Origin of the sequence: Limnohabitans sp. 2KL-1 (genome assembly GCF_003063435.1) — a bacterium.
Taxonomy (GTDB): Bacteria; Pseudomonadota; Gammaproteobacteria; order Burkholderiales; family Burkholderiaceae_C; genus Limnohabitans_A.
Genome location: NZ_NESL01000004.1, coordinates 15717 through 34016 on the forward strand (window position 1 = coordinate 15717; position 18300 = coordinate 34016).

General features: G+C 60.6%; 15 protein-coding genes. 11 read left to right on the plus strand and 4 right to left on the minus strand.

Annotated elements, in window-relative coordinates; genetic code table 11:
* Positions 1-9 precede the first annotated feature (9 nt).
* Positions 10-933: a tripartite tricarboxylate transporter substrate binding protein gene (locus B9Z47_RS10590; protein WP_199226373.1), complete on the minus strand. Its 924-nt coding sequence runs from the start codon at positions 931-933 to the stop codon at positions 10-12.
* Between the two features lie 279 nt (positions 934-1212).
* Between B9Z47_RS10590 and B9Z47_RS10595 the strand changes: the two genes are divergently transcribed.
* Positions 1213-2394, plus strand: coding sequence for a YbfB/YjiJ family MFS transporter (locus B9Z47_RS10595; RefSeq protein ID WP_108331239.1), 1182 nt, complete (start codon positions 1213-1215; stop codon positions 2392-2394).
* Here B9Z47_RS10595 and B9Z47_RS10600 read toward each other — a convergent pair whose 3' ends face one another.
* Together B9Z47_RS10600 and B9Z47_RS10605 are read right to left on the minus strand one after the other, a co-directional pair.
* Positions 2395-3102: a VOC family protein gene (locus tag B9Z47_RS10600; protein ID WP_108331240.1), complete on the minus strand. Its 708-nt coding sequence runs from the start codon at positions 3100-3102 to the stop codon at positions 2395-2397.
* Positions 3099-3650, minus strand: a complete 552-nt coding sequence (locus B9Z47_RS10605) for a C40 family peptidase (protein ID WP_108331241.1) — start codon at positions 3648-3650, stop codon at positions 3099-3101. The genes B9Z47_RS10600 and B9Z47_RS10605 overlap by 4 nt, the downstream gene beginning before the upstream one ends.
* Positions 3651-3772: 122 nt before the next feature.
* Here B9Z47_RS10605 and B9Z47_RS10610 point away from each other — a divergent pair, with 122 nt between their 5' ends.
* The 9 genes from B9Z47_RS10610 to B9Z47_RS10650 all read left to right on the plus strand — a co-directional run bounded on the left by B9Z47_RS10610 (position 3773) and on the right by B9Z47_RS10650 (position 16371).
* On the plus strand, positions 3773-4378 hold the full coding sequence (locus B9Z47_RS10610; RefSeq protein ID WP_108331242.1) for an isochorismatase family protein: 606 nt from the start codon (positions 3773-3775) through the stop codon (positions 4376-4378).
* Positions 4379-4555: 177 nt separating this feature from the next.
* Positions 4556-6454 (plus strand): propionate--CoA ligase, encoded by a 1899-nt coding sequence (locus B9Z47_RS10615; RefSeq protein WP_108331243.1) that lies wholly within the window; start codon positions 4556-4558, stop codon positions 6452-6454.
* A gap of 209 nt (positions 6455-6663) precedes the next feature.
* Positions 6664-9531, plus strand: coding sequence for a 2-oxoglutarate dehydrogenase E1 component (locus B9Z47_RS10620; RefSeq protein ID WP_108331244.1), 2868 nt, complete (start codon positions 6664-6666; stop codon positions 9529-9531).
* A gap of 44 nt (positions 9532-9575) precedes the next feature.
* Positions 9576-10829: a 2-oxoglutarate dehydrogenase complex dihydrolipoyllysine-residue succinyltransferase gene (odhB, locus tag B9Z47_RS10625; protein WP_108331245.1), complete on the plus strand. Its 1254-nt coding sequence runs from the start codon at positions 9576-9578 to the stop codon at positions 10827-10829.
* Between the two features lie 60 nt (positions 10830-10889).
* On the plus strand, positions 10890-12317 hold the full coding sequence (gene lpdA, locus B9Z47_RS10630; protein ID WP_108331439.1) for a dihydrolipoyl dehydrogenase: 1428 nt from the start codon (positions 10890-10892) through the stop codon (positions 12315-12317).
* Between the two features lie 112 nt (positions 12318-12429).
* The gene (zapE, locus tag B9Z47_RS10635; protein ID WP_108331246.1) at positions 12430-13527 is read left to right on the plus strand and encodes a cell division protein ZapE; all 1098 of its coding nucleotides are present in this window, start codon (positions 12430-12432) and stop codon (positions 13525-13527) included.
* Positions 13524-13955, plus strand: a complete 432-nt coding sequence (locus B9Z47_RS10640; protein ID WP_108331247.1) for a hypothetical protein — start codon at positions 13524-13526, stop codon at positions 13953-13955. Before zapE ends, B9Z47_RS10640 begins: the two co-directional genes overlap by 4 nt.
* Entirely contained in the window at positions 13952-14182 is a 231-nt protein-coding gene (locus B9Z47_RS10645) for a DUF465 domain-containing protein (protein ID WP_108331248.1), read from the plus strand. Before B9Z47_RS10640 ends, B9Z47_RS10645 begins: the two co-directional genes overlap by 4 nt.
* Entirely contained in the window at positions 14179-16371 is a 2193-nt protein-coding gene (locus tag B9Z47_RS10650; protein ID WP_108331249.1) for an ATP-dependent DNA helicase, read from the plus strand. Before B9Z47_RS10645 ends, B9Z47_RS10650 begins: the two co-directional genes overlap by 4 nt.
* Here the strand turns inward: B9Z47_RS10650 and B9Z47_RS10655 are convergent.
* Positions 16340-17149, minus strand: a complete 810-nt coding sequence (locus tag B9Z47_RS10655; RefSeq protein WP_108331250.1) for an outer membrane protein assembly factor BamD — start codon at positions 17147-17149, stop codon at positions 16340-16342. The genes B9Z47_RS10650 and B9Z47_RS10655 overlap by 32 nt on opposite strands.
* A gap of 50 nt (positions 17150-17199) precedes the next feature.
* Between B9Z47_RS10655 and B9Z47_RS10660 the strand changes: the two genes are divergently transcribed.
* Positions 17200-18183, plus strand: coding sequence for an RluA family pseudouridine synthase (locus B9Z47_RS10660; RefSeq protein WP_108331251.1), 984 nt, complete (start codon positions 17200-17202; stop codon positions 18181-18183).
* The last annotated feature ends 117 nt before the right edge of the window (positions 18184-18300 follow it).

An 18300-nucleotide genomic window follows, 5' to 3' on the forward strand; every position in this document is an offset into this window, starting at 1 on the left:
TGTTGGGTTTTATTGGGCCTTGGCGCCAGACTCTTTCACGACTTTGGCCCATTTGGTGATCTCTGTGGCTTGGTAGCGGGCCAGCTCGTCAGGGCTGGACAGCACGGGGTCCAGGCCCAGGGTTTTCAGCCGCTCCTGAACCTCGGGCAGCTTGAACACGCGCAGCACTTCGGCATGCAGCCGGTCGATGATGGGGCGGGGCACATTCGCCGGGGCAAACATGGCAAACCAGGTGGTGGCCTCAAATCCCAGCACAAATTCGGCCACGGTGGGCACGTCAGGCGCAGCCGGTGAGCGGGTGGCGGTGGTTTGCGCCAGCGCCCGGATCTTGCCTTCTTTGGCCATGGGCAAAGCCGAGGGCATGTTGTCAAACATGACCTGGATGCTGCCCCCAATCAGATCTGGAATGGCATATTGCCGACCCTTGTAAGGCACATGCGTCATGCTGGTGCCCGTGAGGGATTTGAACAATTCACCCGACACATGCACCGAGGTGCCCACACCGGGGGAGCCAAACGACAGCTTGTTGGGATTGGCCTTCATGTAGGTGATCAGCTCGGGCACGGTCTTGACGGGCAAGTCGTTGTTCACCACCAGCAGATTGGGGGCCGAAGCGACCAGGGAGATCGGTGAAAAATTTTTCACCATGTCGTAGGGCATCTTCTCGTAAAGCGCGCCGTTGATCGAGTGTGTACCCACCGTGCCCATGACGATGGTGTGACCGTCGTTGGGTGACTTGGCCACGATATCGGCACCAATGTTCCCGCCAGCGCCGGGTTTGTTGTCCACCACGACCGGAAAACCGAGCTGGGCTTTTTCGCTGAACAAGCGTGCCAGGATGTCGGGTGCACCGCCGGAGGGGAAGGTGACCACCAAACGCAAGGGTTTAACGGGAAACGTTTGGGCTGCTGTCGAGGTGGTGAGCAAGGCCATCAGTACCAACAGCAACAGGCCGACCTGGTGTCGCAGTGCGGATGCGATGAGGCCTGGCTTTGTCGAGCCCGCAAAACAGTGAAAGGCAAAACGAGCTGGCATAGGATCTCCTTGAGATTTCACTTTAGGGGTCAACGCGCTGCAACGGGAGGGTGAAAACCCTTTGTCCGTGAGCGAGGTGGGATAGGGCGGTGTACTTCGAAGTCTGTTGCCAAGGTGTCACCGGCTGAAGAGGAAAGCCGGTTCACTGCTCACATTGCGTGGATACTTGAGCCTGAAATGTCTCAAAGCAACCCTGCTCAAGTTCGTCCGTTGCACCCCTGGCAAGTTGTGCTGGGCGGCATCTGTGGTCTGGTGTTGACCATCGGACTGGCACGTTTTGCCTACACACCGATGTTGCCTGCATTGCAGCAACAAACCGGTTTGAGTGATGCTGCAGCCGGTGCGCTTGCCGCCGTCAATTACGCCGGATACATCGCCGGAGCCTTGGTGGCGGCGTGGATGGACGATGTGCATTGGCGGCATCGCTTCTACAGCATGGGTTTGTGGATGGCCTTGCTCACCACGGCGGCGATGGCATTGTCGAACTGGTTGCCCTCATGGATGCTGTGGCGCTTCCTGGGCGGTCTGTGTGGTGCCACGGGCATGTTGCTGGGCTCGGGCCTGGTGCTGGGCTGGCTGATGCGGCAAGGCCGCAGGCCTGAGCTGGGCATTTTTTTCATGGGCATTGGGCTGGGCATTGTCGTGACGGCTTTGGGCGTCTTGGCCTTGTCGAGGCTTTGGTCGTCATGGTCCGATCAATGGCTCGCTTTTGCGGCATTGGGATTGGTTTTTTTCGTGCCAGCTTGGCGATGGCGCCCTCCGGTGCCTCCAGCGTCAGGTTTGACGGCCGCTGCGCAGGGGATGCCTCCGATATCACGCCGCTGGATGTGGACGCTGGCATTGAGTTATTTCGCCGCCGGCTGGGGGTTTGTGATCAGCGCGACTTTCACCGTGACCATTGTTGAGCGCGAACCGGCTTTGGCCAGCCACGGGCCTTGGGTTTGGGCGCTGGTGGGGCTGGCTGCCATGCCGGCTGTTTTTGTATGGGATCTAGTGGCTCGGCGCGTGGGCGACATACGCGCTTTGTTGTTCGCTTACGGTCTGCAAACGGTGGCCATTGTGCTGCCCGCCTTGTCCGGCTCGCTGGCGGCAGCGCTGGGGGCTGCGTTGGGTTACGGAGCCACTTTCATTGGCATTGTCAGCCTGACGTTGGCCTTGGTTGGACGCCGCGCACCCAGCAACCCGGGCAAAGCCATGGCACGTTTGACTTTGAGTTACGGGGCAGCCCAAATGCTGGCACCGATGGTCGCTGGGGCCATGGCGCAGGCTTCGGGCAGCTTCAAAGGAGCGCTTTGGCTGACGGCTTTGGTGATGTTGATCGGTATGGCCTTGCTGGCCACTTTGCCCGAAGAGGCGTGATCACAAGCCTTGGCTGTGCAGCTGAATCAGGCCTTTGGGGGTTTGCAGTGTGGCGGTGATGTAGTTCGGCCCCGTTTCAATTTGCACACCACTCAGGCCGATGGCGTCATAAGCGGCTTGCAGTTTGTCTGCACTGGGGTGGCTGACCGTCAGGCTTTGCAAAGAGACACCTGAGCGGGGCAAGCTGTTGCGCGGGTGCAGGCGCAGTGGGTCGGAGGCATCGGGCTTGCCCCACTGGATCAAGGTGGGCAAGGTGCCGTTGAACAGCCGCTCCCCGTCTTCGCGCACAGTGATTTGCCAATGAAGTGTGCCCTTGCCGGACTTTCGGCTGGCATGGACCACCTGGCCGCGTTCAATGCCCTGGGTCCGCAAAACATGCCGTGCAGCTTTGATGTCGTCGGTGCTGCTGACAAAGTGGATCAACCGGGGCTCTTGCGCCACCGCCTTTTGCAAGACCTTGTCGTCCATGTCGAACCAGCGCGTCACCTGTGCGCGCGGGGGTATTGAGGCCTTGGGGTTGATGGCGATGATTTCAAAGTAGGCCAGTGGGTAGGCAGGCGTGGCGATCTTGAACAGTCGGTTGTGGGTGCCGTACTTTTCATGCTCTCCACCGCTGCCGGGCGTGATGCCTAAAGTGTTTTCACACCACTCGACGCCCGCTTCGAGGGACGAGGCCATGACCACCAGATGGTCGATTTGTGTTTTCATGGTTTGCCGGATTCAGTGTCCAGCGGGACCCGCCGGGCACCGTTGAAGCGTTGTTGCCAATAGGCGCTGCGCATGTCTTCGACTTTGACCGATTTGCCAGTGCGGGGCGAATGGATGAATTTGCCATCGCCCAAGTAAATACCGACGTGACTGAATGTGCGCTTCATGGTGTTGAAAAACACCAGGTCACCGGGTTGAAGTTCGCTGCGATCGATCACCTCAGTGGACCGGGCCTGCTCCTCTGCGCGGTGGGGCAGCAAACGACCCACCGATTTTTCATAGAGGTGGCGCACAAAGCCGCTGCAATCAAAGCCGGAGGCCTCGCTGCTGCCGCCGCGTTTGTAGGGCACCCCCAACAAACCCATGGCTTGGGTGATCAGACCCGTGGCTTTGTCGCTGGCTTTGTCCTTGGCGCCATAGAGTTGGTCGGTCAAATGAGAGACCATGCTTTTGTCGGCCGCCGACTTGGTGACGTCCTCGTCCTGCGGGGCGGCTTGCGCCGCAGATGACAGGGCAAACCAGAGAAATGAAATGATCAACAAACGCATAAGCGGGCAAGCATACCTGATCCTTGTGAATTGAACCCTTTTGAACCACTTGGATGGGTAACTGTTTGTCTGTAGGCTTGCTCGCGCCTGCGACAATCGGGGCCATCTGAAATGGGGTGCTTATGTTGATCGATGTTGAAGAGAGTCAGTTGGTGTTGGTGGATTTCCAGGCACGGCTCAAGCCTGCGATGTTTGAAGCCGATGCCGCCTGGGCCAATGCTGCCCGTCTGGCCGAGCTGGCCGCAGCCTTGGGCATGCCGGTTTGGGGCACTGAGCAAAATCCTTCGCGTCTGGGCGAGATGCCTGCTGAAATCCGCGGCCATTGCCGCCAGGTTCTGGCCAAGATGCAGTTCAGTGCGGTCGAAGAGGGCCTTGGCGAATGGCTGCAGCCCGAGCCTCCTCAGGCCCCGCGTGGCAATGCCCGCAGCTTGCCGCGCCATTTGCAAAAGCCCCAAGCGGGGGCCGAAGAGCGCAAAACCATTGTGTTGGCCGGGTGCGAGGCCCACATCTGCCTGATGCAAACAGCGCTGGATTTGCTGGAAGACGAGTTTGAGGTGTGGGTGGTGACCGATGCCTGCAGCTCGCGCACCGAGCGCAACCGCGATGCGGCTTATGACCGTCTGGCCGGAGCCGGTGCCGAGCTGGTGACCGCCGAGATGGTGGCCTTCGAGTGGATTCGCACGGCCGAGCACCCGGATTTCAAGCTGTTGCAAAGCCTGTTCAAGTGAGGGTTTGACCGGCGGGCAGGGCGCTGCCTGTCCCGGTGTTGACGGTTTGTCTGGGGTTTTTCAGAGTCAGCTTGTTGCAAGTCCTTTGCCCATAATTATGAATTCAGAAGAGTGTGCGGGTGTTTTGACATCGCCTTCTCTCAAGGGTTCTTTTTTCTGGGTTTTCAGGAGACTTTCATGGGCAGCTTTGCTGACTTTCACACACGCTCGATCAACGACCGCGACGCTTTCTGGGCCGAGCAGGCCAAGCTGGTGGACTGGAAAGTCCCGCCCCAGCAAATTTGCGACTACAGCAACCCACCGTTTGCCAAGTGGTTCGTGGGTGGCCAGACCAACCTGTGCCACAACGCGGTGGACCGCCACCTGGCCGAGCGTGCCGACCAGCCTGCGCTGATCTTCGTCTCAACCGAAACCGATCAGGAAAAAATCTACACTTTCCGTGACCTGCATGCCGAAGTGCAGCGCATGGCGGCGATCTTGAAAGACCTGGGCGTGGTCAAGGGTGACCGTGTGCTGATTTACATGCCCATGATTGCCGAGGCCGCATTCGCCATGCTGGCTTGCGTCCGTCTGGGGGCCATCCATTCGGTGGTGTTCGGCGGTTTTGCATCCCATTCGCTGGCCACCCGCATCGAAGACGCTTCGCCCAAGGTCATCATCAGCGCCGATGCCGGCTCGCGCGGCGGCAAGGGCGTGCCTTACAAGCCGCTGCTCGACGAAGCCATCCAGTTGTCGGCCCACAAGCCTGCCAACGTGATCATGGTGGACCGCCAATTGGCCGCTTTCACGCCTGTGGCCGGCCGCGATGTGGATTACGCCACCGAGCGCGCCAAGCACATTCATACTGTGGTGCCTTGCGAGTGGGTTGAGTCCACCCACTCCAGCTACACCTTGTACACCTCCGGCACCACCGGCAAACCCAAAGGCGTGCAGCGCGACACCGGCGGCTACACCGTGGCGTTGGCGGCCAGCATGCCGCACATCTTTCAGGGCAAGCCCGGCGGCACGTTTTTCTGCACCAGCGACATCGGCTGGGTCGTGGGCCACAGCTACATCATTTACGGTCCGTTGATCGGTGGCATGGCCACCATCATGTACGAGGGTCTGCCCATCCGTCCCGATGGCGGCATCTGGTGGAGCCTGGTCGAAAAGTACAAGGTCAACGTCATGTTCAGCGCGCCCACGGCCATACGCGTGCTCAAAAAGCAGGACCCGGCGCTGCTCTCTAAATACGACCTGTCCAGCCTGCAGGCGCTGTTCCTGGCCGGTGAACCGCTCGACGAGCCCACCGCCAAGTGGATTTCCGAAGGCCTCAACGGCAAGGCCATCATCGACAACTATTGGCAGACCGAAACCGGCTGGCCGATCTTGAGCATCTGCAACGGCGTAGAAAAAGCGCCCAGTAAGTTCGGCTCTCCCGGCAAAGCCATTTATGGCTACAACGTCAAACTGGTCGATGACCAGACCGGCGAAGAGCTGACCGGGGCCAACCAGAAGGGCGTCTTGACCATCGAGGGCCCACTGCCCCCCGGCAACCTGCAAACCATCTGGGGCGACGACGATCGTTTCGTCAAAACCTACTGGAAGGCCGTGCCGGGCAAACTGGTCTACAGCACCTTCGACTGGGCTGTGCGCGATGAAGACGGGTATTACTTCATCTTGGGCCGAACCGACGACGTGATCAACGTCGCCGGTCACCGCCTGGGCACCCGCGAGATCGAGGAAAGCATCTCCAGCCACCCCAATGTGGCCGAAGTGGCGGTGGTCGGTGTGGCCGATCAGCTCAAAGGGCAGGTGGCCATGGCGTTTGCGATTGCCAAAGACACTTCGGGGCTGACGGATGCGGCAGCGCGCCTCAAGCTCGAAGGCGAAGTCATGAAGGTGGTGGACTCACAGCTGGGCGCGGTGGCCCGGCCATCTCGGGTGTTCTTTGTCTCGGCCTTGCCCAAGACGCGCAGCGGCAAACTGCTGCGCCGGGCCATTCAGGCGGTGGCCGAAGGCCGCGACCCCGGTGACCTGACCACGATGGATGATCCGGCTGCGTTGCAGCAGATCGTCGATCTGATCAAAGGCTAAAACATCAGGACCTCGCCATTGGCGGGGTCTTTTTTCACCGTCACCTCTTGAACCTGTAAGTTAGACATCGGACAAGCCATGGCACAATGCGCGCTGTACTCAGGCCCTTCCCCTGCCACAGTCGCATCCGCCAACCGGTTCAGCCGTGTCGCGGAAGGTAAAAATCAACCAACTTATGTTTCCCAGAGGGAAACGGAGGTCAGCGAAATATGAGCGAGACTAATTCCGTCTACGCTGCCTATTCAGGCAACACCCACCTTTTCGGAGGTAACGGCCCATACGTCGAAGAGATGTATGAGAACTACCTGGCCAACCCAGGCAGCGTGCCTGACTCCTGGCGCGAATACTTCGACGCCCTCCAACACGTTCCCGCAGTCGACGGCTCCAATGCCAAAGACGTGCCGCACCTGCCCGTCATCAACGCTTTCGCAGAGCGCGCCAAAGCCGGCGGCACCAAGGTCGTCATGGCCAGCGAAAACGTCGAAATGGGCCGCAAGCGCACCGCCGTGCAGCAGCTGATTGCCGCTTACCGCAACGTCGGTCAACGCTGGGCTGATCTGGACCCGCTCAAGCGCACCGAGCGCCCCAATATTCCTGACCTCGACCCCGCTTTCTACGGTTTCACCGATGCCGACCAAGAAACCGTGTTCGACACCAGCAACACGTTCTTCGGCAAAAACAACATGTCTTTGCGCGAGCTGCTCAATGCGCTGCGCGAAACCTACTGCGGCACGCTGGGCGCTGAGTACATGTACACCACCGAGCAGGCTGAAAAGCGCTGGTGGCAGCAAAAGCTTGAAAGCATCCGCAGCAAGTCCAACTTCGGTGCCGACAAGAAAAAGCAAATCCTCGATCGCCTGACGGCTGCCGAAGGCCTGGAGCGTTATTTGCACACCAAGTACGTCGGCCAAAAGCGTTTCTCTCTCGAAGGCGGCGAAAGCTTCATTGCGGCGATGGACGAGCTGATCCAGCAAGCCGGTGCTCAAGGCGTGCAGGAAGTCGTGATCGGCATGGCCCACCGTGGCCGCCTGAACGTGCTGGTCAACACCATGGGCAAGCTGCCTGCGGACCTGTTTGCCGAGTTCGACCACACCGCCCCCGAAGAGCTGCCTGCCGGTGACGTGAAATACCACCAAGGTTTCAGCTCGGATGTGAACACCCCCGGCGGCCCGGTTCACCTCTCGCTGGCGTTCAACCCTTCGCACCTGGAAATCGTCAACCCTGTGGTTGAAGGCTCGGTGCGTGCCCGCATGGACCGCCGCAACGACCCGCTGGGCCAGCAAGTGCTGCCCGTGCTGGTGCACGGTGACTCCGCTTTCGGCGGTCAGGGCGTGAACCAGGAAACCTTGGCGCTGGCGCAGACCCGTGGCTACTCCACTGGCGGCACCGTGCACATCATCATCAACAACCAGATCGGTTTCACCACCTCTGACCCGCGTGACATGCGCTCGAGCGTGTTCTGCACGGACATCGTCAAGATGGTCGAAGCGCCTGTGTTGCACGTCAACGGTGACGATCCCGAGGCCGTTGTGCTGGCCACCCAGCTGGCGCTGGAATACCGCATGACCTTCCGCAAGGACGTGGTGCTGGACGTGGTGTGCTTCCGCAAGTTGGGCCACAACGAGCAGGACACGCCTGCGTTGACCCAGCCGCTGATGTACAAGAAGATCAGCGCACACCCCGGTACCCGCAAGCTGTTTGCCGACAAGCTGGCCACGCAAGGCCTGGGCGAGACCATCGGTGACGACATGGCCAAGGCCTACCGCGCTGCTTTGGATGCGGGCAAGAACACCACCGAGCCGGTGTTGACCAACTTCAAGACCAAGTTCACCGTGGACTGGGCACCTTTCATGGGCAAGAAGTGGACTGATGCCGGTGACACTTCGATCCCGCTGGCCGACTGGAAACGTCTGGCCGAGAAGATCACCACCATCCCAGAATCGGTGACACCGCACCAACTGGTCAAGAAGGTCTATGACGACCGCGCCGCCATGGGTCGTGGCGACATTCCCGTGGACTGGGGCATGGGCGAGCACATGGCTTTCGCATCCCTGGTGGCCAGCGGCTACCCCGTGCGTTTGTCGGGCGAAGATTGCGGCCGTGGCACGTTCACGCACCGCCACGCCGTGATCCATGATCAAAAGCGTGAGAAGTGGGACACCGGCACGTACGTCGCTCTGCAAAACGTCTCCGACAAGCAGGCCCCGTTCGTCGTCATTGACTCGATCCTGTCCGAAGAAGCCGTGCTCGGCTTTGAATACGGTTATGCCTCGAACGACCCCAACACCCTGGTGATCTGGGAAGCCCAGTTCGGCGATTTCGCCAACGGCGCGCAGGTTGTGATCGACCAGTTCATCGCCTCCGGCGAAGTCAAGTGGGGCCGTGTGAACGGCCTGACCCTGATGCTGCCGCACGGCTACGAAGGTCAGGGCCCTGAGCACAGCTCGGCCCGCGTGGAACGCTTCATGCAGCTGGCTGCCGACACCAACATGCAGATCGTGCAGCCGACCACGGCCAGCCAGATCTTCCATGTGCTGCGTCGCCAGATGGTGCGCGACCTGCGCAAGCCTTTGGTCATCTTCACGCCCAAGTCGCTGCTGCGCAACAAAGACGCCACTTCCCCTGTGTCCGAGTTCACCAAGGGCAGCTTCCAGACCGTGATCCCCGAGAACAAGCCGCTCAAGGCCGACAAGGTCAAGCGCGTGATCGCCTGTTCGGGCAAGGTCTATTACGACCTGGTCAAGCAGCGCGAAGCCAAGGGCGCGGACGACACCGCGATCATCCGTGTGGAACAGCTCTATCCGTTCCCGCACAAGGCCTTTGCAGCCGAGATCAAGAAGTACCCCAACGCCACCGACATCGTGTGGTGCCAGGACGAGCCACAGAACCAGGGTGCCTGGTTCTTCATCCAGCACAACATCCACGAGAACATGCTCGAAGGTCAAAAGCTCGGTTATGCCGGTCGCGCAGCGTCCGCATCGCCAGCGGTGGGTTATTCACACCTGCATCAGGACCAGCAAAAAGCACTGATCGAAGCGGCATTTGCCAAGCTCAAAGGCTTCGTGCTGACCAAGTGATCTTCCAGAACAACCTTGCGTTTAACCTTTAAAGAGAATTCAAAATGGCGATCGTAGAAGTCAAAGTTCCTCAACTCTCCGAGTCCGTGGCCGAAGCCACCATGCTGCAGTGGAAAAAGAAAGTCGGCGAAGCCGTCGCAGCCGATGAAATCCTGATCGAAATCGAGACCGACAAGGTGGTGCTCGAAGTGCCAGCCCCTGCGGCCGGCGTGATCTCGGAAATCCTCGTGGCCGATGGCGGCACCGTCGCGGCCGAGCAGCTGATTGCCCGCATCGACACCGAAGGCAAAGCCGGTGCTGTGGCTGCTGCTCCAGCAGCTGCGCCTGCTGCTGCCCCAGCCGCTGCACCTGTGGCCGCTGCGGCCGCCACCGGTGGCCACATGGCTGGCGTGGCCATGCCCGCCGCCGCCAAGCTGATGGCCGACAACAACTTGGCCGCAGGCTCGGTGTCAGGCTCTGGCAAAGATGGCCGCGTGACAAAGGGCGATGTGCTGTCGGCTGTGGCTGGTGGCGTCAAGTCCACTGCCGCTGTCATCCCAACAGGCGCACCGACCAAGTCCTTGCCCCAGGTGGCCGCGCCTGCTGTTGCTCTGGGTGACCGCCCTGAGCAGCGCGTGCCCATGACCCGTCTGCGCGCCCGCGTGGCCGAGCGTCTGCTGCAATCGCAGTCGACCAACGCCATCCTGACCACCTTCAACGAAATCAACATGGCCCCGGTCATGGACATGCGCAAGCGCATGCAAGAGCGTTTTGAGAAGGAACACGGCGTCAAGCTCGGCTTCATGAGCTTCTTCGTCAAGGCCGCTGTGCATGCCCTGAAGAAATTCCCTGTGCTCAACGCCTCGGTGGACGGCAACGACATCGTGTACCACGGCTACTTCGACATCGGTATCGCTGTGGGCTCGCCTCGCGGTCTGGTGGTGCCGATTTTGCGCAACGCTGACCAGATGAGCTTTGCCGACATCGAGAAGAAGATCGCCGAATTCGGCCAGAAGGCCAAAGACGGCAAGCTGGGCATCGAAGAGATGACCGGCGGCACCTTCTCCATCTCCAACGGTGGCACTTTCGGCTCAATGATGTCCACCCCCATCATCAACCCACCCCAGTCCGCGATTTTGGGCGTTCACGCGACCAAAGACCGCGCCATGGTGGAAAACGGCCAGGTCGTGGTTCGCCCCATGAACTACTTCGCCATGTCGTATGACCACCGCATCATTGACGGACGCGAAGCCGTCTTGGGCTTGGTGGCGATGAAGGAAGCGCTGGAAGACCCAGCCCGCCTCTTGTTCGACATCTAAACTCCCTTGTTTTGAATGCCCCCTGCACAGGGGGCGTTTTTCATCCAAAAGACAAATACCATGAGCAAACAATTCGACGTCGTTGTCATCGGCGGTGGCCCCGGTGGCTACATCGCAGCCATCCGCGCTGCACAACTCGGTTTCCAGGTCGCCTGTATCGACGAATGGAAAAACGCTGCCGGTGGCCCAGCGCCCGGCGGCACCTGCACCAACGTGGGTTGCATCCCGTCCAAAGCCTTGTTGCAGTCCAGCGAGCACTTTGAGCATGCCAACCACCACTTCGCAGACCATGGCATCACCGCCAAGGACGTGAAGATGGATGTGGCCAAGATGATTGCCCGCAAGGACAGCGTTGTGAAGCAAAACAACGACGGCATTTTGTACCTGCTCAAGAAAAACAAGGTCACGTTCTTCCACGGTCGCGGCAGCTTTGCGGGCCAGGCCGAAGGCGGCTACACCATCAACGTGGCGGGCAAGACCGAAGAGGCCATCACGGCCAAGCAAGTCATCATCGCCACCGGCTCCAATGCCCGCGCTTTGCCTGGCACCCCGTTTGACGAAGTCAATGTGTTGTCGAATGACGGCGCACTGCGCGTGGGCGCTGTGCCCAAGAAGCTGGCCCTCATTGGCTCTGGCGTGATCGGCCTCGAAATGGGCTCGGTCTGGCGTCGTCTGGGCGCAGAAGTCACCATCCTCGAAGGCCTGCCGACATTCCTCGGCGCGGTGGACGAGCAAATCGCCAAAGAAGCCAAGAAGGCTTTCGACAAGCAGGGCCTCAAGATCGAACTCGGCGTGAAAGTCGGCGAGATCGTCAACGGCAAAAAAGGCGTCACCGTCAACTACACCAACGCCAAAGGCGAAGCCATTGTGCTCGACGCTGACAAGCTCATCGTGTCGATTGGCCGCGTGCCCAACACCATCGGGTTGAACACCGAAGCCGTGGGCTTGCAGCTGGACGAGCGCGGCGCGATCGTGGTGGACGCTGATTGCAAAACCAACCTGCCCGGCGTCTGGGCGGTGGGTGACGTGGTGCGTGGCCCGATGCTGGCGCACAAAGCCGAAGAAGAGGGCGTTGCCGTGGCCGAGCGCATCGCTGGCCAACACGGTCACGTCAACTTCAACACCATCCCTTGGGTCATCTACACCAGCCCCGAAATCGCTTGGGTGGGCCGCACTGAGCAGCAGCTCAAGGCCGACGGCGTGGCTTACAAAGCCGGCACCTTCCCGTTCCTGGCGAACGGCCGTGCCCGCGCTTTGGGCGATACCACCGGCATGGTGAAGTTCCTGGCCGATGCCACGACCGACGAAATCCTGGGCGTTCACATGGTGGGCCCACAGGTGTCCGAGTTGATCTCAGAAGCGGTGGTGGCGATGGAGTTCCGCGCCAGCGCCGAAGACATCGCCCGCATCTGCCACGCGCACCCCAGCTTGAGCGAAGCCACCAAGGAAGCCGCATTGGCGGTGGACAAGCGCACCTTGAACTTCTAAGCCCAAGACATGCCCGGCACTGCGGTGTCGGGTCAGTTGCGTTAAAGTTCTGCATCCGTGAAAACCCGGGCCTGGTCCCGGGTTTTGTTTTGAATAGAAGAGCAAGCCACCCATGTCCGTTCGTGCCGTTTACGAAGAAGAACTCTTAAAGCGTGGTTACCAGAGCGATCCCGCTCAATTGCGCGCCATTGAGGCGCTGGAGCGCTGCGCCAGCGAGTGGGCAGCGTACAAGTCCAAACGCTCCGGTCTTCTTGGTAAATTCCTGAGTCGGCCCGCCATTCCCAAAGGGGTGTACATGTTTGGCGGGGTAGGGCGAGGCAAAAGCTTCTTGATGGACTGCTTTTTTGCAGCGGTGCCCATTCAGCGCAAGACTCGTTTGCATTTTCACGAGTTCATGCGCGAAGTGCACCGCGAACTCACGGCCATTCAGGGGACCGTTAACCCGCTGGACGAGTTGGGCAAGCGCATGGCCAAGCGATACCGCCTGATTTGCTTTGACGAGTTCCATGTGGCCGACATCACCGACGCGATGATCCTGCATCGCTTGCTGGTGGCGCTGTTTGACAACGGCGTGGGCTTTGTCACCACGTCCAACTTCGAGCCCAATGGGCTGTACCCGGACGGCCTGCACCGTGACCGCATCCTGCCTGCCATCGCCTTGCTCAACGAGCGGATGCAGGTGCTCAATGTGGACAACGGCACCGATTACCGCCGCCGCACGCTGGAGATGGTCAAGCTTTATCACTCGCCGCTGGGCGAGCAGGCCGACGCCGAGATGAACGATGCCTTCAACCGCCTGGCTACGGGCCCGGACGAAGACCCGGTGTTGCACATTGAGGCGCGCGAAATCATGGCCAAACGCCGCGCCGGTGATGTGGTTTGGTTTGACTTCCGGGCCATCTGCGGCGGTCCCCGCTCGCAAAACGATTACCTCGAAATCGCCACGCAATACCACACGGTGCTATTGAGCAACGTGCCGCACATGCCTGTGAGCATGGCCTCCGAGGCGCGGCGCTTTACCTGGCTGATCGATGTGCTGTATGACCGCCGCGTCAAGCTCATCATGTCGGCTGCGGTGCCGCCCGAGGGGCTGTACACATCGGGCCCCATGTCGCACGAATTTCCCCGAACGGTTTCGCGCCTGCACGAAATGCAGTCCAGTGAGTTTTTGGCGCTCGAGCATCGCACTGTGGACACACACATCACATGACACGCCAGCGGCTTTTTTGGATGGTTTTATGGGGTGCCGGCCTGGCCGGGCACAACCTGCATGCACAAACCGGATTCGCTGGCTTGGCGCAAAGCCCGCTCCTGGCACAGGCTGCATCGCTGCCCGTGGACGCAGGCGCTGTGCCGACTTTTGAGGCAGGTCTTCCTGCAGAGTTTGCCCGTCAAAGACAGGCGCTGTCCCTGCAGCGCCAAGAGATACTGGTGGCGTATGAAAAGCAGCAACAGGCCTGCTGGCAAAAATTTGCAGTCAATGCCTGTCTGACCGAGGCCCGCCGTGCGCGCAGGCAAGCTTTGGACCCGGTCAGGCAGCAAGAGTTGGCTCTGAACGCCCAAGAGCGTGCCTGGCGTACCGAGCAGCGCGAGCTGCGCTTGCAAGGCAAGCAGGCCGATCAGACAGGGCGGCCATGAACGCTGACCAGCCCGTGCAGTGGCCCCAGGATCTGCGTTCACCCCAGCGTCAGCTGATCGATTGGCAAATTGAGCATGCCGATCTGGATGCCCTGATTGATCAAGCGGGTGCCTTGAATGGCACGGTGGACGAACTTCGCCTGCGCAGAATGAAAAAACGCCGCCTGGCATTGCGGGACCAGATGGTCCAGCTGCAGCGTCAGCTGGCACCGAAGGAGCCCGCTTGAGTTTGCTCGATCAGCGAGTCGCCGAGACCTTGTCGGGCCATGGGGTGCTGGCCCAGACGGTCCCGGGTTTTCAGCCCAGGCAGGGTCAAACCGACATGGCCATGGCCGTCAGCCAGACGGTGCAGGAGGGGGGGCAGCTGGTGGTGGAGGCGGGCACGGGAACAGGCAAAACCTATGCCTACCTGGTGCCTGTTTTGCTCAGCGGTCAGCGGGCTTTGGTGTCCACCGCGACCAAGGCGTTGCAGGATCAACTGTTTTCCCGTGACATCCCGCGCCTGGTCGAGGTGCTCGGCCTGCCCATTCGGGTGGCCTTGCTCAAGGGGCGGTCCAATTACCTTTGTCTGCATCGCATGGAGCAGGCGCGCCACAGCCCAGAATCGGCGCAACCCGGCGCGCAGCGGGCCTTGGCCAAGATCGAGACGTGGGCTCAGTCCACCCGCACGGGCGACATGGCGGAACTGAGCGGGCTGGACGAGCGTTCACCGCTGTGGCCGCTGGTCACCTCTACCCGTGACAACTGTTTGGGCTCGACTTGCCCGCGCTACCGCGCTTGTCACGTCAATCTGGCCCGCAAGGAGGCCATGGCCGCAGATGTGGTCGTCATCAACCATCACCTGTTTTTTGCCGACCTGTCGGTGCGAGAGTCGGGCGTGGCCGAATTGTTGCCGACGGTGCGTGTGACTGTTTTTGATGAGGCGCACCAACTCAACGAGATCGGCGTGAATTTTCTGGGCCAGCAGCTGTCCACGGTGCAATTGCACGAGTTGTGCCGCGATGTGCTGGCCACGGGTTTGCAATTGGCCAGAGGCCTGGTGGATTGGCAAGCCTTGTCTGCCCAGCTGGAAAAAGCGGCCCGAGATTGGCGATTGGCTGCCGGCATGCACCGAGGTTCGGTGCGATTGCGCTGGACCGGTTCGCAGCCAGAAGGGGTGGATGCCTTTGAATGGGCTGACGCATTGCAGGCTGTGTCTGCGGCATTGCTGCAGATGCAAAACGGCTTGGACACGGTCAGCGAGCTGGCCCCTGACTTTCAGCGCCTGGCCGATCGCACCCGTGAACTTTCCCAGCGCAGCGCCTTGTTTGCCCAAGCGCCCAACCCGGAAGGGGTGCGCTGGGCCGAGGTCAGTGCGCAGCTGCGGCTGGTGGAGGCACCGCTGGACATCGCGCAGACTTTTCAAGCGCTGACACGGCCTTTGCCTGCCAAGCGCTTGCCGCCCGTTGACACCGCTGTGATTTCTGATTCGTCCGAAGAGCAGGCCAATGCGTTGTTTCGGAACGCACTGAACGCACTGGATGCCCCGGTGGATCATGTGGAGGGCCTTGAGTGGCTTGCGCCGCGCATGGCCGATCAAATGGACTCGCCACCCTCTGAGTCATCACCCGAGCAAGGCGTGGGCCAGCGCGCCTGGATCTTCACCTCGGCGACCTTGGGCGATGAGCCGAGTTTGCGCTGGTTTACAGAGCCCTGTGGTCTGACATCGGCCCAGGTCATGCAGGTCAGCAGCCCGTTTGACTATGCGCAGCAAGCGGCCCTGTATGTGCCGCCGCATTTGCCGCGTCCGGGCGATCCGGGACATGCCCGTCAGGTGGGGCAGCTGGTCATGGAAGCGCTGGCCATTTTGGGGGGGCGCACGCTGGTGCTGACCACCACCTTGAACGCCATGCGCAGCATTGGCGAGCAGCTTCATTCGCAATGCGATGCGGCCATGAACATCGAGGTGCTTGTGCAGGGGCAAAGTCCCAAGCGCCGCTTGATGGAGCGTTTTCGGGAAGGCGGGGGCGAAGGGCGTGCTGGCTGCGTGCTGGTGGCCTCGGCCTCATTTTGGGAGGGTTTTGATGTGCCAGGTGATGCCTTGCAACTCGTGGTCATCGACAAATTGCCCTTTCCGCCACCCGGAGATCCTTTGTTCGAGGCGCGCAGTCAGCGCATCGAGCAACAGGGCAAGAGCGCGTTTGCCGATCACGCTTTGCCAGAGGCCGCTGTGTCACTCAAACAGGGTGCAGGGCGCTTGATTCGCAGTGAAACCGATCGCGGGATTCTGGTGGTGTGTGACAACCGTTTGAGCACCATGTCCTATGGCCGGCGTTTGGTGCGGGGCTTGCCTGCCATGCGCCGCCTGGAAGACCACGCTGCCTTTCTGGACGCGTTGCGTCAGCTCACCACAGACGCCACCAGCGGGAAGGCTTGATTTCTGCGCCTTCTGTTTTGAGGAACGCTGACTGGGGGAAGTTCTTTTCGAGGACGCGCTTGGCATCGTTGCTGAGAATGCCCATGCCCATGTCCTTGTAAGAGCTGACCAGGATGGCCAGGGCTTCTTCAACCGCTGGTACACCCGGGTAGTCGGCGATGGCTTGCTGAGCGCGGTTGACGGCCGCCACATGCGCCCCTTTGCTGGCGTAGTAACGGGCCACATGGACCTCATAGGCGGCCAGCGCGTTGACGATGTGCGTCATGCGCTGGCGCGCATCGGCACTGTATTTGGAGTCTGGAAAACGGGTGGTCAGCTCGCGAAAGGATTCGTAAGAGTCCTTGGCCGCTTTCTGATCTCGCTCGGACAGGTCTTGCCGCGTGATGAAGGAGAACAGGCCCAGGTTGTCGTTGAAATTGACCAGCCCTTTGAGGTAGATCGCGTAGTCCAGCGCCGGGCTGGTGGGGTGCAGACGGATGAAACGGTCGAGCGTGGCAATGGCCTGGATTTTGTCGCCGGTTTTGTACTGGGCGAAGGCCTTGTCGATCTGGGCCTGTTGGGCCAGCGCGGTACCTGCAGCACGGCCTTCGAGCTTTTCGTAGTAGCCAATCGCTTTGTCCCAAGCCCCGGCGTTCACTTCATCACGCGCTTCGCTGTATATTTTTTCAGGGCTCCAGCCGGCGGTCGGGTCTTTGGGGGTAGTGGCGCAGCCGCTCAGAAAGAGTCCCGTGGCCAAAACCAGGCCCGCTGGAACCGTCGATAATCTGAAGCTTCGCATCTGTGACACCTTGATTGTTGAACGCTTTGATTATATCGACCGACCCCGAAATGCATGACCCCGGCGAGCAGCCTGAGGACGCTGAGCACTTGGCAGACGCTTCGCTGGAAGAGGTGCGCACGGTGGCGGTGCCCATGGCCTTGCACGGTCAAAGGTTGGACCGGGTTTTTGCCCAACTTGTGCCCGAGTTTTCGCGCAGCTACCTTCAGCAATTGATCGAACAAGGCGATGCCCTGGTCGATGGTCGTGTCACAACCAAGGTTTCGGCCAAGGTGCGCTGGGGGCATCAGCTGCAGATCACTTTGCGGGCCACGCCTCAGTCGACGGCGTTTGTGCCCGAAGCCATGCCCATCGAGGTGGTGTTCGAAGACGCACACTTGCGCGTGATCCACAAGCCAGCCGGCTTGGTGGTGCACCCCGCACCAGGCAACTGGCGCGGCACGCTGCTCAATGGCCTGTTGGCCCTGGACCCGCAGGCCAGCGAAGTTCCCCGCGCGGGCATTGTGCACCGGCTGGACAAGGATACGAGTGGCCTGATGGTGGTGGCCCGCACGCGCCAGGCCATGGATGCGCTGGTGGCCCAAATCGCCGCGCGTGACGTGCACCGTCAGTATTTGGCCTTGGCGCACAAAAACTGGACCGGACCATCGCCGCGCACGGTGGATGCGGCCATTGGCAGGGACCCGACCCATCGCTTGCGCATGGCTGTGGTGGACCTGAGCCACCAATCGGGTAAGACCGCAGCGACCACGGTTCAATTGCTGGCTCAGGGAGAGCGTTGTTGTTTGGTGCAGTGCACCTTGCACACCGGGCGCACCCATCAGATCAGGGTCCACATGGCACACCTGGGTCACCCCTTGTTGGGGGATGCGGTTTACGGCGGGGCCCCTTTGGCGGGCATGACCCGTCAGGCTTTGCACGCCTGGAGGCTGGCCTTCGTGCACCCGATCACAGGCCAAAGCATTGATCTGACCATCCCACCACCCGAGGACATGGCCCAAGCCATGCAAAATTTGGGCCTCAGTTACAATTGAGCCCCCAAGTCTGAGGCCAGTCCATCTGGCCTTGTTCTTTTTGTGGATCAGTGGTCTCATTTGTGGCTGCTGCCGCATTGGAGGCAATCCTTCGGTTTTGCCTTTATTCCTCCACAC